This window comes from Roseobacter sp. HKCCD5988 (assembly GCF_037830355.1).
Taxonomy (GTDB): domain Bacteria; phylum Pseudomonadota; class Alphaproteobacteria; order Rhodobacterales; family Rhodobacteraceae; genus M30B80.
In genome coordinates this window covers 73,236-99,225 of record NZ_JBBLYJ010000002.1, presented here as the reverse complement: position 1 = coordinate 99,225, position 25,990 = coordinate 73,236, and the positions used below count along the sequence as shown (strand labels likewise).

21 protein-coding genes are annotated in these 25,990 nt (G+C 58.5%); 20 read left to right on the top strand and 1 reads right to left on the bottom strand.

Going from position 1 to position 25,990, the window contains the following annotated elements:
- Positions 1 to 499 precede the first annotated feature (499 nt).
- From AAC636_RS08530 to recN, 20 genes are all read left to right on the top strand, one after another.
- Positions 500 to 1,030, top strand: coding sequence for a division/cell wall cluster transcriptional repressor MraZ (locus tag AAC636_RS08530; protein ID WP_340301186.1), 531 nt, complete (start codon positions 500 to 502; stop codon positions 1,028 to 1,030).
- A gap of 2 nt (positions 1,031 to 1,032) precedes the next feature.
- Positions 1,033 to 2,049, top strand: coding sequence for a 16S rRNA (cytosine(1402)-N(4))-methyltransferase RsmH (rsmH, locus tag AAC636_RS08525; RefSeq protein ID WP_340301185.1), 1,017 nt, complete (start codon positions 1,033 to 1,035; stop codon positions 2,047 to 2,049).
- 11 nt (positions 2,050 to 2,060) lie between these two features.
- Positions 2,061 to 2,399 (top strand): cell division protein FtsL, encoded by a 339-nt coding sequence (gene ftsL / locus AAC636_RS08520; protein ID WP_340242216.1) that lies wholly within the window; start codon positions 2,061 to 2,063, stop codon positions 2,397 to 2,399.
- The gene (locus AAC636_RS08515; RefSeq protein WP_340301184.1) at positions 2,396 to 4,201 is read left to right on the top strand and encodes a peptidoglycan D,D-transpeptidase FtsI family protein; all 1,806 of its coding nucleotides are present in this window, start codon (positions 2,396 to 2,398) and stop codon (positions 4,199 to 4,201) included. Before ftsL ends, AAC636_RS08515 begins: the two co-directional genes overlap by 4 nt.
- A gap of 29 nt (positions 4,202 to 4,230) precedes the next feature.
- On the top strand, positions 4,231 to 5,727 hold the full coding sequence (locus AAC636_RS08510; protein ID WP_340301183.1) for a UDP-N-acetylmuramoyl-L-alanyl-D-glutamate--2,6-diaminopimelate ligase: 1,497 nt from the start codon (positions 4,231 to 4,233) through the stop codon (positions 5,725 to 5,727).
- Entirely contained in the window at positions 5,724 to 7,136 is a 1,413-nt protein-coding gene (locus AAC636_RS08505; RefSeq protein WP_340301182.1) for a UDP-N-acetylmuramoyl-tripeptide--D-alanyl-D-alanine ligase, read from the top strand. Before AAC636_RS08510 ends, AAC636_RS08505 begins: the two co-directional genes overlap by 4 nt.
- A gap of 15 nt (positions 7,137 to 7,151) precedes the next feature.
- Positions 7,152 to 8,237: a phospho-N-acetylmuramoyl-pentapeptide-transferase gene (gene mraY, locus AAC636_RS08500; protein ID WP_340301181.1), complete on the top strand. Its 1,086-nt coding sequence runs from the start codon at positions 7,152 to 7,154 to the stop codon at positions 8,235 to 8,237.
- A 19-nt stretch (positions 8,238 to 8,256) separates the two neighbouring features.
- Positions 8,257 to 9,663: a UDP-N-acetylmuramoyl-L-alanine--D-glutamate ligase gene (murD, locus tag AAC636_RS08495; RefSeq protein WP_340301180.1), complete on the top strand. Its 1,407-nt coding sequence runs from the start codon at positions 8,257 to 8,259 to the stop codon at positions 9,661 to 9,663.
- Positions 9,664 to 9,764: 101 nt separating this feature from the next.
- The gene (locus AAC636_RS08490; RefSeq protein WP_340260179.1) at positions 9,765 to 10,931 is read left to right on the top strand and encodes a peptidoglycan glycosyltransferase FtsW; all 1,167 of its coding nucleotides are present in this window, start codon (positions 9,765 to 9,767) and stop codon (positions 10,929 to 10,931) included.
- Between the two features lie 4 nt (positions 10,932 to 10,935).
- Positions 10,936 to 12,042, top strand: coding sequence for a UDP-N-acetylglucosamine--N-acetylmuramyl-(pentapeptide) pyrophosphoryl-undecaprenol N-acetylglucosamine transferase (locus AAC636_RS08485; protein WP_340301179.1), 1,107 nt, complete (start codon positions 10,936 to 10,938; stop codon positions 12,040 to 12,042).
- The gene (gene murC / locus AAC636_RS08480) at positions 12,039 to 13,439 is read left to right on the top strand and encodes a UDP-N-acetylmuramate--L-alanine ligase (protein WP_340301178.1); all 1,401 of its coding nucleotides are present in this window, start codon (positions 12,039 to 12,041) and stop codon (positions 13,437 to 13,439) included. The genes AAC636_RS08485 and murC overlap by 4 nt, the downstream gene beginning before the upstream one ends.
- Before the next feature lie 184 nt (positions 13,440 to 13,623).
- Positions 13,624 to 14,790: a hypothetical protein gene (locus tag AAC636_RS08475; protein WP_340301177.1), complete on the top strand. Its 1,167-nt coding sequence runs from the start codon at positions 13,624 to 13,626 to the stop codon at positions 14,788 to 14,790.
- 102 nt (positions 14,791 to 14,892) lie between these two features.
- Positions 14,893 to 15,813, top strand: coding sequence for a UDP-N-acetylmuramate dehydrogenase (gene murB / locus AAC636_RS08470; RefSeq protein WP_340301176.1), 921 nt, complete (start codon positions 14,893 to 14,895; stop codon positions 15,811 to 15,813).
- A gap of 148 nt (positions 15,814 to 15,961) precedes the next feature.
- A complete protein-coding gene (locus tag AAC636_RS08465) occupies positions 15,962 to 16,840 on the top strand; it encodes a D-alanine--D-alanine ligase (RefSeq protein WP_445322558.1) in 879 nt (292 codons plus the stop codon).
- Positions 16,828 to 17,763: a cell division protein FtsQ/DivIB gene (locus AAC636_RS08460; protein WP_340301175.1), complete on the top strand. Its 936-nt coding sequence runs from the start codon at positions 16,828 to 16,830 to the stop codon at positions 17,761 to 17,763. The genes AAC636_RS08465 and AAC636_RS08460 overlap by 13 nt, the downstream gene beginning before the upstream one ends.
- Positions 17,763 to 19,097, top strand: coding sequence for a cell division protein FtsA (ftsA, locus tag AAC636_RS08455; protein WP_317655822.1), 1,335 nt, complete (start codon positions 17,763 to 17,765; stop codon positions 19,095 to 19,097). The genes AAC636_RS08460 and ftsA overlap by 1 nt, the downstream gene beginning before the upstream one ends.
- A 250-nt stretch (positions 19,098 to 19,347) precedes the next feature.
- On the top strand, positions 19,348 to 20,928 hold the full coding sequence (gene ftsZ, locus AAC636_RS08450; RefSeq protein WP_340301174.1) for a cell division protein FtsZ: 1,581 nt from the start codon (positions 19,348 to 19,350) through the stop codon (positions 20,926 to 20,928).
- A gap of 249 nt (positions 20,929 to 21,177) precedes the next feature.
- Positions 21,178 to 22,098, top strand: a complete 921-nt coding sequence (lpxC, locus tag AAC636_RS08445) for a UDP-3-O-acyl-N-acetylglucosamine deacetylase (protein ID WP_340301565.1) — start codon at positions 21,178 to 21,180, stop codon at positions 22,096 to 22,098.
- A gap of 97 nt (positions 22,099 to 22,195) precedes the next feature.
- Entirely contained in the window at positions 22,196 to 23,089 is an 894-nt protein-coding gene (locus tag AAC636_RS08440; protein ID WP_340301173.1) for an outer membrane protein assembly factor BamD, read from the top strand.
- A gap of 23 nt (positions 23,090 to 23,112) precedes the next feature.
- Positions 23,113 to 24,771 carry a DNA repair protein RecN gene (recN, locus tag AAC636_RS08435; protein ID WP_340301172.1) on the top strand — a complete coding sequence of 553 codons (1,659 nt, stop codon included), beginning with the start codon at positions 23,113 to 23,115 and terminating at the stop codon, positions 24,769 to 24,771.
- Here the strand turns inward: recN and AAC636_RS08430 are convergent.
- Positions 24,768 to 25,979 (bottom strand): UbiH/UbiF family hydroxylase, encoded by a 1,212-nt coding sequence (locus AAC636_RS08430; protein ID WP_445322557.1) that lies wholly within the window; start codon positions 25,977 to 25,979, stop codon positions 24,768 to 24,770. The two genes, recN and AAC636_RS08430, sit on opposite strands and share 4 nt — an antisense overlap.
- Positions 25,980 to 25,990 lie beyond the last annotated feature (11 nt).

Here is a 25,990-nt window from a genome sequence, read left to right as displayed (position 1 = left end):
CGTTCGGGTGGAAATTTCCCCCATTTCGCCCCAAATCGCAGGCTGCCCCGAAAAATCAAGATATTGTGGTTGTGATTTTCCAAACCACCCCATGCAGGGGTGGTTTTTTCATTTTGGCACAAGATGCTGCAATTTTCAGACCTTCAGGGGCACATCTTGGGGAAAATTCCCAAAAAAAGGGATTGATTGGGAAATATTTCCATGAGACAAAGATGACACAGCAAAAGAGACGCGCCCAGAACCTGAAACAGGCGGGCGCACATAATAAAAAAAGAACTCTAGGCAGGTGTTCATACAGGCATCTCAATTGCTGAAGCGCCGTTGCGTAAGCGAGCAGACCATCCCCCCAGATGTGCTGCGCAATCGGCCCCCGATGGTGGGATGAGGGCGGCGGATCGGGCATCAAACTGTCTTGGTCCGCCGTTGTCGTTTCACGGGTCGGGAAAGTTTGAAGATGTGACGGGGAAACGGCCATTGGGGCCATAACGAGGGCAGGGCAGTGGAGCGCAGGTTTCAGGGCGAGAGCCTGAACAAGGTGGACGGAAAGGGCCGAATTTCGATTCCGGTCAAGTTTCGCCGTGTGCTTGCCAATTCTGATGCCAAGGCTACGGCGGGCGCCTCTCCGCGCCTATACATTGCCTATGGCGACAAATCGAAGAATTACCTTGAATGTCTGTCTGGTGACGCCTTTGACCAAATTGACGCGATGATCCGCCGCGCGCCCTTGGGCACGCCTGTGCGCCGCGCTTTGGAATTTCTCTATTATCAGAAATGTGATGAAACCACCGTGGATGACACGGGCCGTTTGGTTCTGCCTCAGGCCGCGCGCGACAAGATCGCGCTTGCCGATGAGGCGCTGTTCCAAGGCATGGGCGACAAGTTTCACATCCTCAACCCAAGCGATGCAAAAGACGCTGAGGCGCAAATTGATGCGTTGATTGATAGTCTTGCCCAAGGTGACGAGTTCTTTGATCCGCTGTCCCTCGTGGCTAGTGGTGTTGGAGCGATGGATCATGACGGGGGCGTATGATCATGGCGGCGGCCAAGCTCAACGAACCCGCGAGGACAGAGGGGCCGCATATCCCTGTTCTATTGGATCGGATCTTGGCCGAGATAGCACCCGTGTCTGGGGACTGGCTCGATGGAACTTTCGGCGCTGGTGGCTACGCCCGTGGCTTGCTTGATCGGGGGGCGGCATCGGTGATTGGTGTCGACCGCGATCCTCTGTCGCTTGAGATGGCCGAAGCGTGGCGCGCTCAATATGGTAACCGTTTGAAATTGGTTGCGGGCGAGTTTGGCGCTCTCGATGATCATGCCCGTTCTGTGGGCTATGATACGCTTGACGGCGTCGTGCTGGATCTGGGCGTTTCGTCTATGCAGCTTGATTTGGCCGAACGTGGCTTTTCATTCATGCGTGACGGCCCGCTTGATATGCGCATGAGCCAAGCAGGGATGTCCGCCGAACATCTGGTGAACGAGGCGCCCGAGGCGCATTTGGCCGATATTTTGTATCATTACGGCGAAGAACGCGCCGCACGGCGCATTGCCCGCGCGATTGTCGCCGCCCGCAAAGGCGCGCGCATCACCACCACTGCCGCCCTTGCCAAAATCGTTGAGGGCTGCCTGCCGCGCCCCAAACCCAATCAAAGCCACCCCGCAACGCGCAGCTTTCAGGCCTTGCGCATCGCGGTGAATGATGAATTGGGCCAATTGGTTAAGGGCCTTTTGGCCGCAGAGCGTATCTTGCGCGAAGGCGGCATTTTGGCGGTGGTCACCTTTCATTCATTGGAGGATCGGGTGGTCAAACGCTTTATGCAATTGCGCAGTGATACGGGCGGCGGCGGGTCGCGCCACGCCCCAGAGCGCGCGCGCCAAACCCCCAGTTTCCTGCAAAATACCCGCAAAGCCATCGCACCAAGCCCCGCGGAAGCCGCGCAGAACCCGCGCGCGCGCTCTGCCAAATTGCGGTTGGCTGTGCGCGGTGGGGAAGCCGCTCCCGCCCCCCTTGATTTTAGTGCTTTGGGCCTGCCCCCGTTAGAGGTGACATAATGCGCGCTTTGATGTCCTTATTCACAGCAATTGCCGTTATTGGCCTTGGATTTTGGGCCTATCAGCAAAATATCCTAACCCAGCAAGCCGAACGCGAAGTGGCGCGCCTAGAGGCCGAGATTGCCGCCCATCATGAACGGCTTGCCATTTTGCGGTCGGAATGGGCCTTTCTCAATCGTCCTGATCGCTTGCGCGCATTGGTCGATATGAATTTTGATCGCTTGGGGCTGTTGCCGATGCAGCCAGATCAGTTTGCCACCATTCATGAAGTGTCTTTCCCTGATCCTCTGGCCGCGCTGACGGAGGCAAGCCTTGTGTCGGATGAGGCCGTGCTGGAGGATCAACCATGAGCGGTCAACGCATCCCCTTGCGCCCGTTGTCACGGGTGATTGAAGCGCGCCAAAAGGGTGAAAACCCCGATTACATCGAGCGCGAAAACCTGCGCCAACGCCACGAAGCCGAGCGGGACAAATTGCGCCTGCGGGCCGAGGGGCGGATTTTGGTCGTGGCTTTGTGCTTTTTGCTTGGCTTTGGCGCGGTTGGCGTGCGCATGGGCGCCTTGGCCGCCTCCGAACCGCAAGAGCCTGGTGTGACCTCTGTTGCAAGCGCAATTCAGACCGCCCGCGCGGATATTGTCGATCGGCAGGGGCGCATTTTGGCCACCAATCTTTTGACCAATGCGCTTTACGCCCACCCCCACGAGATGGTCGACCCGCTTGCTGCGGCTGAAGGTTTGGTCGAAATCTTCCCTGAGATGGATTATGACCGCTTGGTCGCGCAACTGACCTCTGAGCGCCGCTTCCTTTGGTTGCGCCGCTCCATCAGCCCCGAGCAGGAACAAGCTGTGCATGATCTGGGCGAGCCTGGCTTGCTCTTTGGCCCGCGCGAAATTCGGCTTTACCCTAATGGCGCGATTGCGGCGCATGTTTTGGGTGGCGCAGGGTTCGGGCAAGAGGCCGTGAATGCCGCAGAAATCGTAGGTGTTGCGGGGCTTGAGGCGCAGTTTGACGCCGAATTGCGCGATCCTGCCCGCGCACATACGCCGCTGCGCCTGTCGATGGATTTGGCCATCCAATCCGCCACCGAGGAAGTTCTCGCGTCTGGCATGGGATTGATGAATGCGCGCGGCGCTTCGGCGGTGTTGATGGATGCCCATACGGGCGAGGTGATCTCCCTTGCAAACCTGCCTGATTTTGACCCCAATGCGCGGCCCCGTCCGCTGACATCGGGCAATGATCCGAGCCAAAGCCCGCTCTTTAACCGCGCGGTGCAGGGCGTGTATGAGCTTGGGTCTGTGTTCAAAATCTTCACCATGGCGCAGGCCTTGGAATTGGACATGGTGACGCCTGAGACATCAATCGACACAACAAGCCCGTTGCGGATTGCAGGGTTTAACATCCGCGACTTCCACAATTACGGGCCACGCCAAACCGCGACCGAAGTGATTGTGCATTCGTCAAATATCGGCACGGCGCGTATTGCTGATGAGATCGGGCCAGATCGCCAACGCCTGTTCCTCGAAGATTTGGGTTTGCTTGAACCAACCCCCCTTGAGATTGTCGAGGCCCCAACGGGCCGCCCGATGATCCCCGCGAGATGGGAACGCCTTTCAACTATGACTGTGTCCTACGGCCATGGTCTGTCGATATCGCCTTTGCATTTGGCGGCGGGATTTGCCGCGATGGTCAATGGTGGCACGCGGGTTGCGCCGACTTTGATCGCACAGCGGGGCGCGCCGCAGACGGGGGCGCGCATCATTTCCGAAGATACCTCTGCACAAATCCGTGCCATGATGCGTGCCGTGGTCGATGGTGGCACAGCCAGCCTTGCCGAGGTCGAAGGCTATGAAATGGGCGGGAAAACGGGCACGGCCGATAAGCCCAACCCATCGGGCGGCTATTATGAGGATCGCGTGATTGCGACCTTCGCAGGGGCCTTTCCAATGAGTGACCCGCAATATGTGATTATCGTAACTTTGGACGAACCTGAAATTGTCGCCCTCGGCGAGACGCGCCGCACCGCGGGATGGACGGCTGCGCCAGTGGCCGCAGAAATCCTACGCCGCGTAGGCCCTTTGCTGAATCTGCAGCCGCGTGGTGCAGCAGAGATTGCGCAAAGTGGGGTTTCTCAGCTATCGAGCCATATCGAGTGATTTTGCCAAACCGACCAAAGGATTAACCCATGCCTGCGTCCCATCGCGATGAGACAATCCGCCTTTCATCGCTTGGGTTGACCCCAACGCGGGGTGGGGATGTGGCGGTGACGGGTTTGTGTCTTGATAGCCGCAAGATCAAACAGGGCGAGGTCTTCGCGGCCCTTGCAGGCAGCCATGCCCATGGGGCCAGTTTTGCGCAAGCGGTGCTTGCCGCGGGGGCTGCGGCGATTTTAACCGACCCTGAGGGCGCAAAGATCATTGGTGATTTCGCCGCTGATCACAATGCCAGCCTGATTGTCGTGGCTGAGCCGCGCGCAGCATTGGCGCAGGCCGCTGCCCTGTGGTTTGGCGCGCAGCCCGATACCATGGTCGCAGTGACAGGCACCAATGGCAAAACTAGTGTCGCAAGCTTTACCCGTCAGATTTGGAACGCCTTGGGTTTTGATGCGGTGAATATCGGCACCACGGGCGTGGAGGGCAGTTTTGCCGCCGCAGGCACCCACACAACGCCCGATCCTTTGAGCTTACACGCCTTGTTGCGCGATATGGCCGAGGCGGGCGTCACCCATGCCGCGATGGAGGCCTCGTCACACGGGCTTGATCAATATCGCCTTGACGGTGTGCGCTTGGCTGCGGCGGGTTTTACCAATTTCACCCAAGATCACCTCGACTATCACGGCACGATGGAGGCCTATTTCGAGGCCAAAGCCCGCCTCTTTCGCCAAGTTTTGGATGAAAATGGCACTGTCGTGGTCAATCTCGATGATCCCAAAGGGGCGGCCATTGCCGCCATCGCCGAGGCGCGAGAGATTGAAGTGATCACCGTGGGTGAGAATGAGCCAAATGCACGCCTGCGTATTACGGCGCGGCGCTTGGATGAACGGGGTCAGGATTTGCTCTTTACATGGCAAGATGACCCCTATCGCGCGCGGCTGTCCCTCATTGGTGGGTTTCAGGCCATGAATGTCTTGGTCGCGGCGGGTTTGGTGATTGCGGCAGGGGCCGCCCCTGACGCGGTTTTTGCTACGCTGCCGCGCCTACAAGGCGTGCGCGGGCGAATGCAGCTTGCAGCAACCCGTGCCAATGGCGCGCCTGTTTTTGTCGATTATGCGCATACGCCCGATGCGTTGCGCACGGCGCTTTTGGCGCTCAGGCCGCATGTTATGGGGCGGCTTCATCTCGTCTTTGGTGCAGGCGGGGATCGCGACCGCGCCAAGCGCCCTTTGATGGGGGGCGAGGCCGCCGCCAATGCAGATTGCATCACTGTCACCGATGATAACCCCCGCAGCGAAGACCCCGCCGACATTCGGGCCGCCATTCTTGAGGCCTGCCCGCAAGCCCGCGAGGTCGGCGATCGCGCCGAAGCGATTTTGCGCGCCGTGGCCGATTTGGCGCCAGGCGATGCGCTTTTGATTGCGGGCAAAGGGCATGAAACAGGGCAGATTGTCGGTGACGTTACCTATCCGTTCGATGATCTCGAACAGGCAAGCCTTGCCGTGAGCGCATTGGAGGGTCAGCAATGAGCGCGCTTTGGACATCAGCCGAGATTGCCGCGGCCACCCATGGCCGCACGCATGGGCCAGATTTTGAGGTCACAGGCATCTCGATTGACACCCGCAGCCTTATGGCAGGGGATTTCTTTGTGGCCTTGTCTGCCGCGCGCGATGGCCATGATTTTGCGGCGGATGCCTTGGCCAAAGGTGCCGCAGGCGCGTTGGTCAGCCGCATTCCTGACGGCGTTGCACAAGATGCGCCCCTGATCCTTGTGGAGGATGTGCAAACCGCGCTTGAAGATTTGGGGCGCGCAGGGCGCGCGCGTATGACGGGGCAGGTGGTCGCCATTACGGGGTCGGTTGGCAAAACCACCAGTAAAGAAATGATGCGCGCAGCCCTCGCACCCTTGGGGCGGGTGCATGCTTCGGTTGCCTCCTATAACAATCACTGGGGCGTGCCTTTGACCTTGGCGCGGATGCCGCGCGAGACAGATTTCGCGGTGATTGAAATCGGCATGAATGCGCCTGGCGAAATCGCCCCCTTGACGCGCATGGCGCGGCCCCATTTGGCCATTGTGACCACCGTGGCCGCCGCCCATCTAGAGGCATTTGGCAGTCTTGAGGGGATCGCCCATGAAAAGGCGAGCATCTATGAGGGGCTTGAGACAGGTGGGATCGCCCTTGTTAATGCCGATGTTGAGACGAGCGCCATTTTGCAAGACAAAGCAACTGCCTGTGCCGCCCGCGTCCTTCGTTTTGGCGAGGCCGAAACCGCCGCGGCGTGCTTGGCTTCGGTTGAGATTATCGAGGATCGCACCATTGTCTCGATGGTCTTTGACGGTGACACGCATCTGTTCAAGCTGAACACCGCAGGGCGGCATTTGGCGCTGAATGCGGTGGCCGTTATGGCCAGTGTTGCTGCTTTGGGCGGGGATGTGGCGCTGGCGGCCCTTGGTCTGTCGGATTGGCAAGCCGTAACAGGGCGCGGCACCCGCGAGCGTTTGACCCTGTCAAATCGTCATGCCCATGCAGGCGAGATTGAAATGATAGATGATGCCTATAACGCCAATCCTGCCTCTATCGCAGCCGCGCTTGATGTTCTGGCTTCTGCAGAGGCACGCCGCCGTGTGGCGGTTTTGGGCGATATGTTGGAATTGGGCGCACAAGGCCCCTCGATGCACGCAGAATTGGCTGATCTTGCAAGCATCGCCAAGATCGAGCGCATTCATACAGTGGGCGGCTTGATGGAACATTTGCACGAAGCCCTGCCAAGCGATAAGCGCGGGCTGCATTGCGAAACCGCCGATGAGATGGCGCGCGCCCTGCCCAAAACCCTAGAGGAGGGCGATATAGTCCTTCTGAAAGGTTCAAACAGCGTAAAACTTGCGCGCGTGGTTGACGCATTGCGTAATCTCGGGCAATCCGTTCAGGAACGCTAAGGGGAGAACCGCCATATGTTGTATTGGCTCAGCGAATTGTCAGATGGCGGCGACCTCTTTAACCTGTTCCGCTATATCACCTTCCGTGCGGGTGCCGCGTTTTTTACGGCGCTGATCTTTGGTTTTATCTTTGGCCGCCCTCTGATCAACGCGCTGCGCCGCCGCTATGCCAAGGGACAACCCATTCGTGAAGATGGGCCTGCGCATCACATTGCAACCAAGGCAGGCACGCCCACAATGGGGGGCTTGCTGATCCTTGCGGCGCTGACGCTGTCCACGTTGCTTTGGGCGCGGCTTGATAATGGCTTTGTCTGGATTGTCTTGGGGGTGACTGTGGCCTTTGGCCTGATCGGTCTGGCGGATGATTGGGCCAAGGTCAGCCGCCAAACCACGGCGGGGCTTTCGGGCAAATTGCGCTTGGCGCTTGGCTTTGTGATCGCGGCTGTGGCTAGCATTTCAGCCTCAGCTTTGCACCCTGATGATCTGACGCTGCAACTGGCCGTGCCTGTGTTCAAAGATGTGCTGATCAATCTGGGCTATGTCTTTATCCCCTTTGCCATGATTGTGATTGTGGGCAGCGCCAATGCCGTCAACCTGACCGATGGTTTGGATGGCTTGGCCATCATGCCCGTGATGATCGCCGCAGCCACGCTTGGCGTGATTGCCTATGCGGTGGGGCGGGTCGATTTCACGGAATATCTTGATGTGCATTACGTGCCGGGAACGGGCGAATTGCTGGTGTTTTGCGCGGGTCTGATCGGCGGCGGTCTTGGGTTCCTATGGTATAATGCCCCGCCCGCAGCCGTGTTTATGGGGGATACAGGCTCGCTCGCCTTGGGCGGGGCTTTGGGCGCCATCGCCGTTGCCACAAAGCACGAAATTGTTTTGGCCATCGTGGGCGGCTTGTTCGTGGCCGAAGCGATGAGCGTTATTATCCAAGTTCTCTATTTCAAACGCACAGGCAAACGCGTGTTCTTGATGGCCCCCATCCATCACCATTTTGAGAAACAAGGCTGGGCTGAGCCGCAAGTGGTGATCCGCTTCTGGATCATTTCCCTTATCCTTGCGCTGATTGGCCTTGCGACATTGAAACTGCGCTAACAAAGCAAGGAGCGGTCAGATGATCCCCGTCACTGGGTTTTCAGGTCAAAAAATCGCTGTTTTGGGCTTGGGCCGTTCGGGTCTTGCCACAGCGCGGGCGCTGCAAGCAGGTGGGGCCATTGCGCTTGTTTGGGATGATGGGCAAGAGGCGCGCACGCGCGCCGAGGCGGATGGGTTTGTGGTCACTGATCTAACAAAGGCAGGCGCTTTTGAGGGCGTGTCGCGCCTGATCACCTCGCCCGGTATCCCCAATCTCTACCCCGCGCCGCATCCCGCAATTTTGGCCGCCTATCGCGCCAATGTGCCCGTTGATAATGATGTGGGCCTGTTTTTCGCGGCGCTTGGTCAGGCGGATTGGGCGCAATTTGACCGCCCCCCACGCGTGGTTGCGGTGACAGGGTCAAACGGAAAATCGACCACCTCGGCGCTAATCGCCCATATTTTGGATGTTGCGGGCGTATCTGTGCAGCTTGCGGGCAATATTGGGCGCGGTGTTTTGGATATTGATCCGCCCGAAGATGGAGGGGTGGTCGTGTTGGAATTATCCTCCTACCAAACCGAGCTTGCCCGCGCCCTGACGCCCGATATTGCGGTCTTTACCAACCTGTCAGCGGATCATTTGGATCGTCATGGTGGGATGGGGGGCTATTATGCGGCCAAGCGCAAGCTCTTTGCCGAAGGTGGCCCAGATCGCGCCGTGATCGGGATTGATGAGGTTGAAGGACTGTCCTTGTCCAATCAACTGACCCAAGGGACAGGGGATGATCGGGTGATCCGCATCTCCTCGGCGCAGAAATTAGACGGCACGAATTGGGATGTCTTTGCACGTAAAGGCTGGCTGTCGGAATGGCGCAAGGGGCGTCAGGTGGCCTCTATTGATTTGCGCGATATCGCGGGGCTTGCAGGCGCGCATAACCATCAAAACGCCTGTGCGGCCTATGCGGTGGCGCGCGCGCTTGGCCTTGCGCCGCGCGTGATCGAGGACGCGTTGCATTCCTTCAAGGGCCTGCCGCATCGCAGTCAGGTTTTGGGCGAACTGCGCGGTGTGCGTTTCGTCAATGACAGCAAGGCCACCAATGCTGATGCCGCCGCCAAGGCGCTTGCCGCTTATCCTGCCATCCGTTGGATTTGTGGCGGGCTTGAGAAAGAGGGCGGGCTTGATGTGGCACGGCCACATTTCGGCTCGGTCAAAAAGGCCTATATCATCGGGCGCGAAGCTGCAAAATTTGCCTTGAATTTGGGGGATCTTCCCAAAGAGATTTGCACCGATATGGCCACCGCAGTGGCCAGCGCTGTCGCCGAGGCCGAGCCGGGCGATGTAGTTCTATTGGCCCCTGCCGCCGCTAGTTTTGATCAATACGACAATTTTGAGAAGCGGGGCGATGATTTTGCCGCCCAAGTTGCGCAAGTTCTTGCGCAATCGTAGGGCTGATGCGGCTTTCTCTGGCTTTCGGGAATAAATTTCGCTAATTTGCCAATGAGATCCGAAAAATCGGGCGGTTGAGGCAGTATCGGGCGGTATATCCCATGACAGAAATGGCGCATGGCACAGTTCTTGTGCAATCAGGCGAAGCGGTTTTGCCCCGTTGGTGGCGCACCGTTGATCGCGGCACAATAGGCTGCATTTTGGCACTTTTTGCGATTGGCCTGTTATTGGGCTTTGCCGCATCGCCACCTTTGGCCGAACGCAATGGTCACCCGCCCTTTCACTATGTAACACGCCAAGCCATCTTTGGCGGTGCGGCGATGATCGGGATGCTGTTAGTGTCGATGCTGCCGCCGCTCATGCTACGCCGCTTTGCGGTGGTGGGGTTTGGTGGCGCGTTTCTATCCCTTGCGGCGCTGCCGATTTTTGGCACTGATTTTGGGCAAGGCGCTGTGCGGTGGTATTCGCTCGGGTTTGCTTCGGTGCAGCCATCTGAATTTCTAAAACCCCTCTACATTGTCACAGTCGCTTGGATGGTCGCCGCAAGCCAAGAATTGGCAGGCCCGCCAGGCAAGCGCCTGTCCTTTGGATTGACCATTCTCATTGTTGGCATTTTGGTGATGCAGCCTGATTTCGGTCAGGCGGCCCTGATCTTGATGGGGTGGTGCGTGATCTATTTCGTTGCAGGCGCGCCCATTATTCTCATGGTCAGCGTTGTGGCGCTTGCAGGGGTCGGGGGCATCTTTGCCTATCATGCCTCCGAGCATTTTGCGCGCCGTATTGATGGGTTCCTCAGCGCCGAAGTGGCGCCAAACACCCAGCTTGCTTATGCGGCCAATGCAATCCGTGAAGGTGGGTTTTTTGGCGCAGGCTTGGGCGAGGGTGCCGTGAAATGGACATTGCCTGACGCGCATACCGATTTCATTATTGCGGTCGCTGCCGAAGAATATGGTGTGATCCTTGTGTTGATCATCATCGCCCTCTTCGCGGCAATCGCCTTTCGCAGTTTCCTGCGTTTGCTCAAAGAACGCGACCCGTTCATCCGCCTTGCAGGCACGGGTCTTGTGACCATGTTCGCGCTACAGGCCTTTATCAATATGGGCGTTGCGGTGCGGCTTTTGCCTGCAAAGGGCATGACCTTGCCCTTTGTGTCCTATGGCGGCTCTTCTATCCTTGCAACAGGTCTTGCGATGGGGATGATTTTGGCCTTTACCCGTGCGCGGCCACAGGGTGATTTGGCCGATATCTTTAGCAAACGGGGGCGTTGATCCGATGGGGACTGGAGGCGCGCGTCACGCTATCATCGCTGCAGGGGGAACGGGGGGGCATATGTTCCCCGCCCAAGCTTTGGCCGAGGCCTTGGTGCGGCAGGGGTGGCAGGTGACGCTTTCGACAGATGCGCGCGGCGCGCGCTATGCGGGGGGATTTCCCCATGTGGTGTCTATACAAACAGTGGCGGCGGCCACATTCGCCCAAGGGGGGCTGGCCGATAAACTTAAGGCGCCCTTTAAAATCTTGGGGGGTATTCTATCGGCCTTGCTGCTGCAGCGCCGCCTTCAGCCCGATATTGTCATAGGCTTTGGCGGTTATCCGACCATTCCCGCATTGGCCGCGGCGTGGATTGCGCGGCGTCCGCGGGCGTTGCATGAGCAAAATGGCGTCCTTGGTCGCGTCAATCATCTGTTTGCACGGCGCGTGGATCGGGTGGCCTGTGGCACATGGCCCACGCGCCTGCCTGAGGGCACACAGGCGGATCATATCGGCAACCCTGTGCGGGCTGCGGTGATGGCGCGCGCAGGCGCCGTTTATACACCGCCCGGCGATTGGCCCCTGTCACTTGTGATCATCGGTGGCAGCCAAGGCGCGCGTATCCTGTCTGAAATTGTGCCAAATGCGGTGGCGAAACTGCCCAAAGGAATTTTGGCGCGCTTGCGCGTGGCCCAACAGGCCCGCCCCGAGGATATTGATCGCGTCATCCGTGCCTATGATTACTTGGGTGTCACCGCCGAGGTGCAGCCGTTTTTCGATGATATCCCTCGCCGGATCGCGGAGGCGCAATTGGTAATCAGCCGCGCAGGCGCGTCCTCGGTTGCGGATATTTCGGTCATTGGGCGGCCTGCGATTTTCATCCCCTTTGCCGCCGCCACTGCAGATCATCAAACCGCCAATGCCGGCCCTATGGTTGCCGCAGGGGCAAGCCTTGCGATTGCGGAACATGAGCTGAACGCCGACAGCCTATCAGAAGCCATGCTTGAGGTTTTGGCCGACCCCGCACAGGCCCAAGCCATGGCAAATGCCGCGCTTGCGCAATCCGTGCCAGATGCCACCGATCGTCTTGTTGCGATGGTCGAGGAAATTGCAGCGAAAGGAAGATTATGAACGCCGCCACCACAAAACTGCCCACACAGCTTGGGCCGATCCATTTCACAGGCATTGGCGGCATTGGCATGTCGGGTATTGCTGAGGTGCTGTTGAACCACGGGTATGCGGTGCAAGGATCTGACCTGAAGGAAAGCAAGATCACCGAACGTCTTGCGGCATTGGGCGCGCGGATCTTTATCGGGCAGGCGGCAGAAAATTTGGACGGGGCCGAGGTGGTTGTGATCTCCTCCGCCATCAAACCCGGCAATCCTGAATTTGACGCAGCGCGCGCGCGGGGCTTGCCGATGGTGCGCCGTGCCGAGATGTTGGCCGAATTGATGCGCCTGCGCTCGAATGTGGCGATTGCAGGCACGCATGGCAAAACCACCACCACCACCCTTGTGGCGACCCTGCTCGATGCGGGCGGCATTGACCCCACTGTGATCAATGGCGGCATCATCCACGCTTATGGCTCAAACGCCCGCGTGGGCCAAGGCGAATGGATGGTGGTCGAGGCCGATGAATCGGATGGCACCTTCAACCGCCTGCCCGCCACCATCGCCATCGTCACCAATATCGACCCCGAACATATGGAACATTGGGGCACGATCGAAAATCTGCGCAAAGGCTTTTACGATTTCGTCTCGAATATCCCCTTTTACGGGCTCGCGGTCTGCTGCACCGACCATGCCGAGGTGCAGGCACTGGTTGGGCGCGTCACGGATCGCCGCGTGGTGACATATGGGTTCAACGCGCAGGCCGATGTGCGCGCGGTGGGCTTGCATTACGTCAAGGGTGTCGCGCATTTCGACATCGCACTGCGCGGCGAGGATCGGGTGATTGCAGGCTGCACCCTGCCTATGCCCGGCGATCACAATGTCTCAAACGCGCTGGCCGCCGTTGCCGTGGCGCGCCATTTGGGCATGAAATCGGATGAAATCCGCGCGGCCCTTGCGGGCTTCAAGGGGGTCAACCGCCGCTTCACCAAATTGGGCGAGGTGGATGGCATCACCATCATTGATGATTACGGCCACCACCCCGTGGAAATCGCTGCCGTTTTGCGCGCCGCAAGGCAGGCCAGCGAGGGGCGCGTGATCGCGGTGCATCAACCCCATCGCTATACGCGCCTCTCCTCCCTGTTCGAGGATTTTTGCAGCTGCTTTAACGATGCTGATGTGGTGGGCATTGCCGAGGTTTACGCCGCAGGCGAGGCGCCCATTGCGGGCGCATCCCGCGATGATCTGGTCGCGGGCCTCACCCGCCACGGCCACCGCAACGCGCATGTAGTCGACAGCGAAGACGCGCTCGAGGCACTTGTGCGCGCCGAGGCCAAATCAGGCGATATCGTGGTCTGCCTCGGCGCAGGCACGATTAGCGCATGGGCGCATGGCCTTGTGGGGCGGTTGCAGAAATAGGTTTGCTATTTAGGTCTGAATTGGGCCACTCTTGACTCGGGTAACGGTGTCAGGGGTTTGGCTGCATGAAAGCGAAAGATATTCAATCGGCAGATGATCTGAGGGCTTGGTTGAAGGGCCTGCCTGAGGAGCAGGCATTGCGGGTAGCGCCGCTGCCTCCAACGCCTACGCCTCCTCCGTCGCCTTGGCCGCCTACGCCGCTGCCTCCGCCGCCGACGCGGCCGCTGTCACCATTGCTGTCCATGCCGCCTACATCGCCGACGCCACCGCTGTCGAGCAGGGAGAGGACCTAACGAAGTTACCTCTCTTGCCTGATGGCGCAGACCCGCATGCCGAAGTTTGGGAAAACGCCACACCGCTTTTCCAACGTCACCCCGCATGGTCCGTGTTCAAAGACCTCTACGAAAACGCCCTTCACGCCCGCCCGCAGAACTGGCCGCTTCTGAACGAATTGGCGCAGAAGGACGAGGCGTTTTGGACGGGGACGGATACGGAGGTTCTGGATCGCATCGCGGGGGTCATGGAGGGGTTTGCTATCTCGCGTGCTATTCCATTTGATTATACCTTCGATCAGATAGCACGAATGATGCGCATCGTCGGCATTGACGATGACACCGCCCACCTCCGCGACCCCCAAGCCAACAGGCGTTTTCTTGATGATGCAAGGGAAGCGCGGGATCTGCTTCAAGATTTTGTTGATTATACCGAGAGCATGGGTGGCGGCAGAAATACCGCAGGCGCAACCCGCGTTGCCGCAGAAAAATTGCTGAATGAGCTAAATCGCGTTGAGAACATAGATCACTTGCGGGTGCGGATACTGATGAACCGAGCCAAGTATCTTGAAATGTTCATGGGGGACCCGCAACACGCGGATAATCTGACTGAGTCATTAATTAAAATCTTGGCGGACGCTGTCACGAATTTGCGCGCCGTGTTTCGAACCCACTTCGGACCCGCCTTTGCTGCGCTTGCGCCGCTCTCACAGTTGTCACGGGACCAGTTAGACCGAGACGCCGTCTTGAGCTTATTCGACCAAAAGATCGATGAAATAAGGGGAATTTCTTCTGAGAAGGTTCCGCTTGATCCAGAGGGGCAGGCGATCTTGGCTGATATGTTGCGCGAGTTATTCGAATGGCGCGCGCGCGTCTCTCAGGCGTCAGACGATCAAATCCGTGAAATTTTCGATCAGCGATTCGCAGAAGCAACGGGTGCCACGGGTTTGGCATTGTTGAGGTTTTGGCAGAAGCGGGCGCCTCAAATTGGGAAACTTGCTGATGGGACGGTGAAGATTGGAAACGCGGCTAATGCCCTTGGCGATATCGTTGAAAGTGTGACGAACTTGTCCAACTAAATGATCGTGGCAGCCTAACCACAAAACCCTAAAGGGGGCGCAAACTCCTATCTCTCTGCCAAAACCCTTGCGCGGGGGAATCGCAACCGCTACTTCCCCTATATGACCCAAAGCCTTCCAATCCCGCGCGGCACTTTGACCCCAGATCGCCCTTTGGCGGATTTGACTTGGCTGCGCGTGGGTGGGCCTGCAGAGTATCTGTTTCAGCCTGCGGATCTTGACGATCTGCAATCCTTCCTTGCCGCGCTTGATCCCGCCATTCCTGTTTTTCCCATCGGTGTTGGCTCCAACCTCATCATCCGCGATGGCGGGATGCGCGGTGTGGTGATCCGTTTGGGGCGCGGGTTTAACGATATTCGCATCGAAGGGGATCAGGTCATTGCAGGGGCGGCGGCGCTTGATGCCCATGTCGCGCGGCGCGCGGGCGAGGCGGGGTTAGACCTGACCTTTCTGCGCACCATTCCTGGCACCATCGGCGGGGCCTGCCGCATGAATGCGGGCTGCTATGGGGCCTATGTGGCGGATCATTTGACCACGGCCCGCGCGGTGACGCGGGCGGGCAGGGTGGTCACGCTTACCCCTGATGATTTCCAATTTGCCTATCGCCAGACGGGGCTTGACCCCGATCTGATCTTGATCGAGGCGCGGTTCACCGCGCCGCGCGCCAAACCCGATGAACTGGCCGCCAAGATGGACGACCAACTGGCGCGCCGCGCTGCCAGCCAACCGACCAAAGACCGCACGGCAGGCTCGACCTTTCGCAACCCTGCGGGGTTTTCCTCGACTGGGCGCGCCGATGACAGCCACGAGATGAAAGCGTGGAAGCTGATCGAGGATGCAGGTCTGCGCGGGCATCGTCTGGGCGGCGCGGTGATGAATGAGAAACATCCCAACTTCCTGACCAATGCAGGCGGGGCCACCGCCAAGGAATTGGAAGATTTGGGCGAATATGTGCGAAAAAAGGTTTTCCAAAACAGCGGATTGCAGCTAGAATGGGAAATTATGCGCGTGGGTGGTCCGTAACGGATCGTAAGCGCGCCAATAACAGCCCGCCGCATAGATGCGGGTAACGCGGTGGCCAAGGGGCGCAAAGACCCTGAAGGCCGATTGAGGCAAGAGGCAAGATTTGGGCGGTTCTGCTGCAAAAGCATCCCCCCGTATTGCGTTATTGATGGGTGGCCCCTCGGCGGAGCGCGAGGTGTCTCTTTCATCGGGGCGCGAATGTGCCAAGGCACTGGCGGGCGAAGGCTATGAGGTGATCGAGGTCGATGCAGGCCCCGATTTGGCTATGCGTCTGTCTGAAATTTCCCCTGATGTTGTGTTCAACGCGCTTCATGGTCGCTTTGGCGAAGATGGCGTGGTGCAAGGCATGTTGGAGTGGATGCGTCTGCCCTACACCCATTCGGGCGTTTTGGCCTCTGCGCTTGCCATGGATAAACAGCGCACCAAAGATGTGTTGCGCGCCGCAAACCTGCCCGTCATGGACAGCCAGATCGTGGCGCGGGACGATGTCGCGCGCGCCCATGTGATGCCGCCGCCCTATGTGGTAAAGCCCAATAACGAGGGCAGTTCGGTCGGGGTGTATCTGGTGATGGACGGGGCCAATAGCCCCCCCGTGCTTGGCCCTGAGATGCCAGATCAGGTGATGGTGGAGACCTATGCGCCCGGTCGTGAATTGACCACCACAGTGATGGGGGATCGCGCCCTTGGCGTGACCGAGATTATCACGACAGGGTGGTATGATTACGATGCGAAATACAAGCCCGGCGGGTCGCGTCATGTGATCCCTGCCGATATTCCCGCTGAGATTACGCAAGCCTGCCTTAATATGGCGATTGCCGCGCATCGCGCGCTGGGTCTGCGGGGGGTCTCGCGCAGCGATTTCCGTTGGGACGATACGCGCGGCTTGGCTGGTTTGGTGATGCTTGAGGTCAATACGCAACCCGGCATGACCCCAACCTCACTGGCACCCGAACAGGCGCAGGCCGCAGGGATCAGTTTCGGCGCTCTGTGTCGCTGGATGGTGGAGGATGCCTCATGCGACCGCTAGGCCCCGCGCAGCGCCCAAGCGCGCCGCAACATGGCGCAAGCGCCTCAAGCCCGCGCCAAAAGCGCGACCCCGCCCCATCGGTGATGGCCTATCGTTTTCAGCGCCTTTGGCTGACGCCCGTCTTTCGCGTTTTTATGCGCTATGGTCTGCCTTTGATCATCATCGTTGGGGGCAGCGCCGCCTATCTGTCGAACCCGCGCAATATGGATCAGCTGACTGCGCAGGTGGAAGATCTGCGCCGCACCATTGAGGCGCGCCCAGAATTTCGAGTGACGCTGTTGTCAGTGAATGGTGCAAGTCCCGCTTTGGCGGATGAAATCCGCGGGCGTTTGTCGCTTGATTTCCCGCTCTCCTCCTTCGATCTCGATTTGCCCCAGATAAAGGCGCAGATCGAAGAAATGCCCGCAGTGCGCAACGCCCAACTGCGCATCGCGGCAGATGGGGTCTTGCAATTGGATATTGAGGAGCGGCTGCCTGAATTGATCTGGCAAACGCGCGAGGCGTTCTTGTTGATTGATGGCGATGGCGTGGTCATTGATGATTTGATCAGCCGACCCATTTCGCAGGCCTTACCGTTGATCGGCGGGGAAGGGGCGGATCTTGCCGCGCGCGAGGCCTTGAACCTTGGGCGTATCGCGGCCCCTTTGGCCGATCAGTTGCGCGGTTTCGTGCGTGTGGGCGAGCGGCGCTGGGATGTCATCCTTTCTGATGGGCGCAAGATTATGCTGCCCGAGGAAAATGCCAGTTTTGTCTTAGATCGGGTGATCGCCTTGGATCAGGCGCAGGATATCCTGAGCCGCGATATCCTCAGTATAGATATGCGCAGGCCAGACCGGCCCACATTACGCCTCAGCGCAGGGGCCAAAGATAATTTCGACATGTGGCGTGGTCAGTTGGTGGTGAGTGGAGAGCGGCAAGGATGATGAACAATCTGTATCATATGCAGCGCGCAATGCGCGCCAAACGCCAAGAGGCTCTCAAGCGCGGTGTCATGGCGGTTTTGGATGTGGGCAGTTATAAAATCTCCTGCCTCGTGCTGCGGTTTGATGAGACGGGCATGGCCTATTCCACAGATCGCCAAGCGGCCCTTGCGGGGCAGTCTGCCTTTCGGGTGATTGGCATGGGCACAACGCGCTCGCGCGGTGTGCGTTTTGGCGAGATCGACACGGTTCAAGAAACCGAACGCGCCATTCGCACCGCTGTCCAGACCGCGCAAAAAATGGCCCATACCCGCGTAGATCACGTCATGGTGGCTTTTGCAGGGGCGCGTCCGCGCTCCTATGGCATGGCGGGCGAGACGATTGTTCAAGACAAGACTGTGCAGGATGATGATGTGGCCCGCGCCTTGGCCAGTTGTGATTTGCCTGATTTGGGCGAAGGACGCGAGGTTTTGCACGCGCAGCCTGTCAATTTCTCATTGGATCATCGCACAGGCCTATCCGACCCCCGTGGTCAGGTTGGCGAACGTCTGGCGGTGGATATGCATCTTCTGTCGGTCGAGGCCAATGCCATTGAGGCGCTGCTCTACTGCGTGAAACGCTGTGATTTGGAACTCGCAGGTCTGGCCTCTTCGCCCTATGTGGCGGGGGTGTCGAGCCTTGTCGAGGATGAACAGGAATTGGGCGCGGCTTGTGTGGATATGGGCGGCGGTGCCACGGGCCTGTCTATTTTCATGAAAAAGCATATGATCTATGCCGATACCGTGCGCATGGGCGGGGATCATGTCACCTCGGATATTTCGCAGGCGTTGCAAATTCCCATGACCCATGCCGAGCGGATCAAGACCCGCTTTGGGGGGCTTGTTGCCACGGGCATGGATGATCGCGAAATGATCGAATTGCAGGGCAATACAGGCGATTGGAATTACGACCGCCGTCATGTCAGCCGTGCGGAATTGATCGGTGTGATGCGCCCGCGCGTTGAGGAAATCCTTGAAGAGGTGCGCGCCCGCCTTGATGCCGCAGGGTTTGATCATCTGCCCAGTCAGCGCATTGTTTTGACAGGTGGGGGCAGTCAGGTGCCGGGTCTTGATGGTTTGGCTTCACGCATTTTGGGCAATCAGGTACGGCTTGGCCGCCCGATGCGGGTGCAAGGTTTGCCGCAATCGGCCTGTGGCCCCGCGTTTTCAACATCGGTTGGTCTGTCGCTGTTTGCGGCCTACCCACAAGATGAATGGTGGGATTTCGACATTCCCGCCGAAAGCTATCCTGCCCGCTCGCTGAAGCGCGCGGTGCGTTGGTTCCGCGACAATTGGTGAGAACCCCCCCCGCTTGACGCGTCAAAGCCTAGCGAAATTGCCCCCTCGCACCACAGAATGCGGGGGGTGTCGGCAAGATCACGCCGAAGGTCACAGATAAGCCACTCTATTTTGTGGTAAATTCGCAATTTTCTGATGACGCGGCGCAGATTTATCGTTACTGTGATCCAAAAGAAACACGAGGCAGTCAAACCCCAAGATATCTGGCGCAAGATCAGATCAGGGACGACAAAACAGGTGGACCGAGCAGATGACCTTGAACCTTTCCATGCCCGACACAGGGACAGAGCTAAAACCACGGATCACCGTTTTCGGTGTGGGTGGCGCAGGCGGCAATGCCGTGAACAACATGATTGAGCAGGCCCTTGATGGCTGCGAATTCGTTGTCGCGAATACCGATGCCCAAGCCTTGCAGCAATCCAAAGCACCGCAGCGCATCCAGATCGGTGCGCGCGTGACCGAGGGTCTTGGGGCAGGGGCGCGCCCTTCTGTTGGGGCAAGCGCGGCAGAAGAATCCATCGAAGAGATCGTGGATCAATTGGCAGGCTCACATATGTGCTTCATCACCGCGGGCATGGGCGGTGGCACAGGCACGGGTGCGGCGCCAATCATCGCGCAAGCGGCGCGTGAACTGGGCGTTTTGACAGTGGGTGTGGTGACAAAGCCATTCCAATTCGAAGGCGCTAAGCGGATGCGCCAAGCCGAAGAGGGCATTGAGCAGCTGCAACAGGTTGTTGATACGCTGATCATCATTCCGAACCAAAACCTGTTCCGTTTGGCCAATGAGAAAACCACCTTCACCGAAGCCTTCGCGATGGCGGATGATGTTCTCTATCAGGGCGTCAAAGGTGTGACGGATCTGATGGTGCGTCCGGGCCTGATCAACCTTGACTTCGCGGATGTGCGCGCCGTCATGAACGAGATGGGCAAGGCCATGATGGGCACGGGCGAAGCCGAAGGCGAAACACGCGCCATTCAGGCCGCTGAAAAGGCCATCGCCAACCCGCTCTTGGATGAAATCAGCCTCAAAGGTGCAAAAGGCGTCTTGATCAATATCACAGGCGGCTATGATCTGACCCTGTTTGAATTGGACGAGGCCGCAAACCGCATTCGTGAAGAGGTTGACCCTGACGCGAATATCATCGTCGGCTCGACCCTTGATACCTCGATGGAAGGTCGGATGCGTGTGTCTGTTGTGGCAACAGGTATCGATGTTTCTGAAATGCAGATGTATCAGCCAGAGCGCAGCTACACAGCCGCGCCTCAGCCTGTTGCAGAAGTTGTTGAAGAACAGCCTGCACCTGCCGAAGAATTCGCAGCAGATCAATCGCCTGAGCCGTTCTTGTTCGATGATCTTGAGCTTGAAGTTACCTCTGAGCCCGCCCCGATGATGGAGGTGGATCACAACGAGGTTCCCGCGCCTGTGTATGACAGCGCGATGAGCAGCCCCGCCCCTGTCGAGGCTGACCCTGAGCCTGTTTATGAACAAGAAGCGGCCAGCTTTACCGCCCCGATGCGTCCTGCAGCAGGCACGCCAAGCCCGCAGGCCTTGGATCGTCTGAAAAATGCAATCGCAACGCATAATGCAACGACAGCACGCCCAACTGCGCCGCGCCCCGCATTGACGGAGAAACCCGCCGCGCCCCGCCGTGCCTTTGGGATTAATTCGCTGCTTGAGCGGATGACGGGTCAAAGCAACACAGACGCCCCCGTGAATCGCAGTCGCCCTGACCTCAGCGCGCAGCATCAGCCGATGATGGAGGATGACGCAGTCGACCCAGAGCAGGAGCGCATCGAAGTTCCTGCATTCCTGCGCCGCCAAGCGAATTAAATTTTCGAAAATATGACAGCGAAAAGGCCGATCTTGTGTCGGCCTTTTTCGTTTTTAATCAAATGATTAGATGAGTATCCTGTGGTCTTTGGCAAGATTCTGCCGATGCGTTTTTGCATTGTTGCAGAGAGTCACAAAGCTTGAATTGTCTCGCCCCCGCTCAGTTTGTATCACAGACTTGCAGTCAGATGGGGTAGCTGTATTGGGGGCGCCCACGATTGTGGGCACATGACGACAGAAAGGTTTGCTGTGCAAGCAACGCTGAAAAAATCTGCAAGTTTCAAAGGTGTAGGCCTTCATGGGGGAAAGCCTGTTACCTTGACCATCCATCCAAGCGTGGCCGATAGCGGCATTTGGTTCAATCGGGTGGATGTGCGCGATGCTGATCCGCTGATCCCCGCGCGCTATGATGCGGTTCCAGAAAGCCGCCTGTGCACAAAGATTTGCAACGCTGATGGGGTTTCCGTTTCGACCATTGAACATTTGATGGCGGCACTGGCGGGCTGTGGTATCCACAATGCGCGTGTCGATATTGATGCCGAGGAAGTGCCCATTTTGGATGGCTCGGCGGTTGAATTTGTGCGCGGCCTTCTTGCTGCGGGTATCGCGCCGCAAGATCGCCCCATCTATGCGATTGAAATCCTGAAGAAAGTGACTGTGCGTGATGGCGATAGCGAAGCATCGCTTTCGCCTGCCTCGCATCTGACAATGGCGTTTTCGATTGATTTCCCTGACCCCGCGATTGGGGTGCAGCATCGCCACGCGGATTTGGCCAATGGGCGTTTCGTGCGCGAACTCTGTGACAGCCGCACATTCTGTCGCCAATCCGATGTTGAGGCGATGTGGAATGCGGGTCTGGCCCTTGGTGGATCCTATGACAACGCTGTGGTTGTGGATGGTGATGATGTGCTGTCCCCCGGTGGTTTCCGTCATGCGGATGAGGCTGTGCGCCACAAAATGCTTGATGCTCTTGGTGACTTGGCCTTGGCAGGCAATCCGATCCTTGGCCATTACGAAGGCGTGCGTGCAGGCCATATGTTGACCAATCGCCTGCTGCGCGCGCTATTTGCGATGCCTGATGCGATGCGTTCGGTGCAATGTGACGCCAAGACGGCCGCCCATTTGCCCGGCATGGGGGTTGGCCAACATGATTTGGCGCATGTTGCCTGAGGCAATCTGACGTTTTGCCCTTCCGATTAATGTGCTAACACCCTAGGAATAAGATACCCAAGATTTGGGGTTGGGCGGATTTCTACAGGGTATATAGATGAACGACACGTCACGCGCGCATGGATTTTCACGAAAGCTTGGGCTTGGTCTGCTGATCCTGTCGCTTGGGGTGACGGCCTGTGGCCCGCGCGCCGATGGTGAGCCGCGCCGTGGTCTCTTTGGGCCGCGTGTGGTGGAACAGCCCCTTGAGGCCCTGACCGCCGAAGAAATTTACAACCGGGCCGAGTTTGAGCTTGAAAATAACGATGATCCAGAGGCAGCCGCGCCTTTGTTCCTAGAGGTTGAACGCCTGCATCCCTATTCGGAATGGGCCAAGCGCGGGTTGATCATGGCCGCCTTCAGCCATCACGAGGCGCGCCAATACGAAGAGGCGCGGGTTGCCGCACAGCGCTTTATCGAATTTTACCCTGCCGATGATGATGCCGCCTATGCGCAATATCTTTTGGCGTTGAGCTATTATGATCAGATTGAACAGGTAGGTCGTGACCAAGGTTTGACCTTTCAAGCCCTGCAAGCCTTGCGCGCGGTGATCGAACTTTACCCTGATAGCGAATTCGCCAATTCCGCCGCTTTGAAATTCGATTTGGCTTTTGATCATTTGGCAGCAAAAGAAATGGAAATTGGCCGCTACTATCTTGAGCGCCAACATTACATGGCGGCAATCAACCGCTTTCGTGTCGTTGTCGAAGAGTTCCAAACAACATCGCACACGCCTGAGGCGCTGATGCGCTTGGTTGAGGCCTATCTTTCTTTGGGTCTGACGGATGAGGCGCAAACCGCGGGCGCGATATTGGGCTATAACTTCCAATCTTCGCCCTTCTACGAAGATGCTTATCGTCAATTGCAGGGGCAGGGCCTCGAGCCTGAACCGCAAGGCGAGGGTTGGTTGCGCGGCATTTGGAACAACACGATCCGTGGGGCGTGGCTCTAGGTCACTGAACGGGGGCATGGCCGATGCTGCGGCATCTCGAAATTCGCGATCTTCTGTTGATTGATCATCTCAGCCTTGAGTTTCAGGCGGGGTTGAATGTTTTGACGGGGGAAACAGGCGCGGGGAAATCCATTCTTCTTGACGCGCTTGGCTTTGTCTTGGGCTGGCGCGGCCGTGCCGATTTGGTGCGCCAAGGTGCAGAACAGGGCGAGGTATCCGCCGTATTTGATCTGCCCATGGATCACCCTGTTCAGGCGATTTTGGTGGAGGCGGGTCTGCCCTCTGGCCCTGAATTGATCTTGCGCCGTATCAACACCCAAGACGGGCGCAAGACCGCATGGGTGAATGATCGCCGCGCAAGCGGTGATGTTCTGCGCGCCCTGTCGGATGTTTTGGTCGAATTGCACGGCCAGCATGATGATCGCGGTCTGCTTGACCCGCGCGGACATCGTGCGCTGCTCGATGAGTTCGGCGGCCATGGCGATGATTTGGCAGCGTTGAGCGCGCTGTGGCGGGCGCGTAGCAAGGCCGCATCTGCCCATAAAGCGGCGCTAGACGATCTCGAAAAAATTCGCGCTGAGGAAGATTTCCTGCGCCACGCTGTGGCCGAGTTCGAATCCCTTGCCCCCGTAGCGGGTGAGGAAGATGCGCTTGATGCCAAGCGCCGCCTTATGCAAGGGGCCGAGCGGTTACGTGAAGATGTGGCGCGGCTTGTCGCCACTTTGTCGGATCAGGGGGCAGAGGGGCAGATCGGCGATGCGCTGCGCCTTGTGGCTGGGTTGTCGGATCGTAGCGATGGCGCCTTGGACGAGGCACTCGCCGCCCTAGAGCGCGCCAATCTCGAATTGGGCGAAGCGCAACGCGTTGTGGGCGATTTTGCAGATCGTTTGATTTTCAATCCGCAGGATTTGGAAGAAACAGAAGATCGCCTTTTTGCCATGCGAGCTTTAGCCCGCAAACACGGCGTTCTATGTGATGCCTTGCCAGAGATGTGGCAGGATTTGCAAACCCGCCTGAGCGCGATTGAAGGGGGGGATGCGCATTTGGCAGCCCTTGGCGCCGCCGAGGCTGCCGCAGATCAGGCCTATCAAACGGCAGCCGCCGCCTTGCGCAGCAAGCGTGAGGCAGCGGCGCGCGCCCTTGATGCGGCGATGGCGGGGGAACTGGCCCCGTTGAAAATGGAACGCGCGGTCTTCACCACCGCGCTTACTGATGCCCCAGCAGGGCCAGAGGGGATTGATGCCGTGACCTTCACTGTGGCCACCAACCCTGGCGCGCCTGCAGGGCCCTTGAACAAGATCGCCTCGGGCGGGGAATTGTCACGGTTCCTCTTAGCGTTAAAGGTGTGCCTCACGCGTCAAGAATCTGATATAACAATGATTTTTGATGAAATAGACCGCGGTGTTGGAGGGGCGACCGCCGATGCCGTAGGGCGCCGTTTGGCCGCGTTGGCGCAAGGGGGGCAGGTCTTGGTTGTGACCCACAGCCCGCAGGTTGCGGCCCTTGGCGCGCATCATTGGCGCGTCTCAAAGGCGGTTGAAAATGAGACCACACTCAGCACCGTGACGCCGCTTGATGCCGATGCCCGTGTCGATGAGATTGCGCGCATGATTTCTGGGGATGTCATTACAGACGCCGCGCGCGAGGCGGCGCGTGCTTTGGTGTTCCAGGCTCAGCGTTAGCGCGCTGCCCGCGCGCCAAGCCCCGCGCGCATCAAGATTTGGCGCACAGGTTTCACCGAGTAGAAACTGTTCAGCGCCTTCATCCGCAAATCGCGCAAGCCTTGATCATCGGCCATCGAGGCGCGATTGAGCGCATCCACCCCTGCCACGCGGGCGGCAATCTCGGCATGGCGTGCGCGTTCATATTTTTGCAACATGGCAGCCTCACCCAATCGGTCAGGCGCGGCCTTGGCCAGATCAAGCAGGGTCGCCATATCGGCAAGGCTCATATTGAGGCCCTGCGCGCCAATCGGGGGAACCACATGCGCGGCCTCGGCCACCAAGGCCAGACGCTCGCCTGTCAGCCGATGCGCCACTTGTGAAATGATCGGCCAGATCGTGCGCTGTGAAATCAGACGCAACGGCCCATAAAGCTCGGCAGAGCGCGTGCGCATTTCATCCTCAAACGCGGGTTGGGGGAGGGCATAGAGGCGTTCTGCCTCTGGCCCGCGCTCCATCCAAACCACGGCGGAGGAGGGTTTGCCTTCGTAATCTGGCAACGGCACAAGGGTAAATGGCCCGCCCGAGCGATGCACCTCGGTCGAGATATTATCATGCGGGTGGTCATGGCTGACAGCAAAGGCTAAGGCCTTTTGACCATAGCGCAAGGTCGTCACAGGAATGCCCGCCGCCTTACGCATGGGGGAATTGCGTCCGTCTGCCGCAATCACCAAACGGGCCCGCACACGGGTGCCATCGGTGAGGGTGACGCGCGCCTCTGCGCTGCGGGTGAGTAAGGATTTTGTGCCAACGCCCGCCCGAAAGGTGACATGATCCAATTCAGAAATCCGTGCCAAACCTTCACGGCGCAACAGCCAATTGGGCAGGTTCCACCCAAATGGCAAATCCGAGATATCGCTTGCGTTGAAATCATGCGCGCTGCGCGCCACGGCCTCGACCCCGCCCGCGTCCACGATGCGCATGATCTGCAAGGGCATTGCATGCGGTGCAAAATGCCGCCACATCCCCGCCTGATCGAGAAAGTCGCGCGAGGGCTGTAAAAACGCGGTGCTGCGCAGATCGGAACCTTCTGCATTGCGGGTGGTAATCGGCGCGCTTGGGTCTACGCAAAGAACGGAAAAACCTGCCGCACCAAAGGCAGAGGCGGCAATCAGCCCTGCAATGCCGCCACCCGAAATCAGAATATCTGTGTCGCTCATATCGCTCATGATCTCTTAAA

What these genes read in the sequence shown, in the direction of transcription:
- rsmH (WP_340301185.1), top strand. Translation starts at nt 1,033, where the DNA reads ATGGCGGCGGCCAAGCTCAACGAACCCGCGAGGACAGAGGGGCCGCAT.
- ftsL (WP_340242216.1), top strand. Translation starts at nt 2,061, where the DNA reads ATGTCCTTATTCACAGCAATTGCCGTTATTGGCCTTGGATTTTGGGCC.
- AAC636_RS08515 (WP_340301184.1), top strand. Translation starts at nt 2,396, where the DNA reads ATGAGCGGTCAACGCATCCCCTTGCGCCCGTTGTCACGGGTGATTGAA.
- AAC636_RS08510 (WP_340301183.1), top strand. Translation starts at nt 4,231, where the DNA reads ATGCCTGCGTCCCATCGCGATGAGACAATCCGCCTTTCATCGCTTGGG.
- AAC636_RS08505 (WP_340301182.1), top strand. Translation starts at nt 5,724, where the DNA reads ATGAGCGCGCTTTGGACATCAGCCGAGATTGCCGCGGCCACCCATGGC.
- mraY (WP_340301181.1), top strand. Translation starts at nt 7,152, where the DNA reads ATGTTGTATTGGCTCAGCGAATTGTCAGATGGCGGCGACCTCTTTAAC.
- murD (WP_340301180.1), top strand. Translation starts at nt 8,257, where the DNA reads ATGATCCCCGTCACTGGGTTTTCAGGTCAAAAAATCGCTGTTTTGGGC.
- AAC636_RS08490 (WP_340260179.1), top strand. Translation starts at nt 9,765, where the DNA reads ATGACAGAAATGGCGCATGGCACAGTTCTTGTGCAATCAGGCGAAGCG.
- AAC636_RS08485 (WP_340301179.1), top strand. Translation starts at nt 10,936, where the DNA reads ATGGGGACTGGAGGCGCGCGTCACGCTATCATCGCTGCAGGGGGAACG.
- murC (WP_340301178.1), top strand. Translation starts at nt 12,039, where the DNA reads ATGAACGCCGCCACCACAAAACTGCCCACACAGCTTGGGCCGATCCAT.
- murB (WP_340301176.1), top strand. Translation starts at nt 14,893, where the DNA reads ATGACCCAAAGCCTTCCAATCCCGCGCGGCACTTTGACCCCAGATCGC.
- AAC636_RS08465 (WP_445322558.1), top strand. Translation starts at nt 15,962, where the DNA reads ATGGGTGGCCCCTCGGCGGAGCGCGAGGTGTCTCTTTCATCGGGGCGC.
- AAC636_RS08460 (WP_340301175.1), top strand. Translation starts at nt 16,828, where the DNA reads ATGCGACCGCTAGGCCCCGCGCAGCGCCCAAGCGCGCCGCAACATGGC.
- ftsA (WP_317655822.1), top strand. Translation starts at nt 17,763, where the DNA reads ATGAACAATCTGTATCATATGCAGCGCGCAATGCGCGCCAAACGCCAA.
- ftsZ (WP_340301174.1), top strand. Translation starts at nt 19,348, where the DNA reads ATGACCTTGAACCTTTCCATGCCCGACACAGGGACAGAGCTAAAACCA.
- AAC636_RS08440 (WP_340301173.1), top strand. Translation starts at nt 22,196, where the DNA reads ATGAACGACACGTCACGCGCGCATGGATTTTCACGAAAGCTTGGGCTT.
- recN (WP_340301172.1), top strand. Translation starts at nt 23,113, where the DNA reads ATGCTGCGGCATCTCGAAATTCGCGATCTTCTGTTGATTGATCATCTC.
- AAC636_RS08430 (WP_445322557.1), bottom strand. Translation starts at nt 25,979, where the DNA reads ATGAGCGATATGAGCGACACAGATATTCTGATTTCGGGTGGCGGCATT.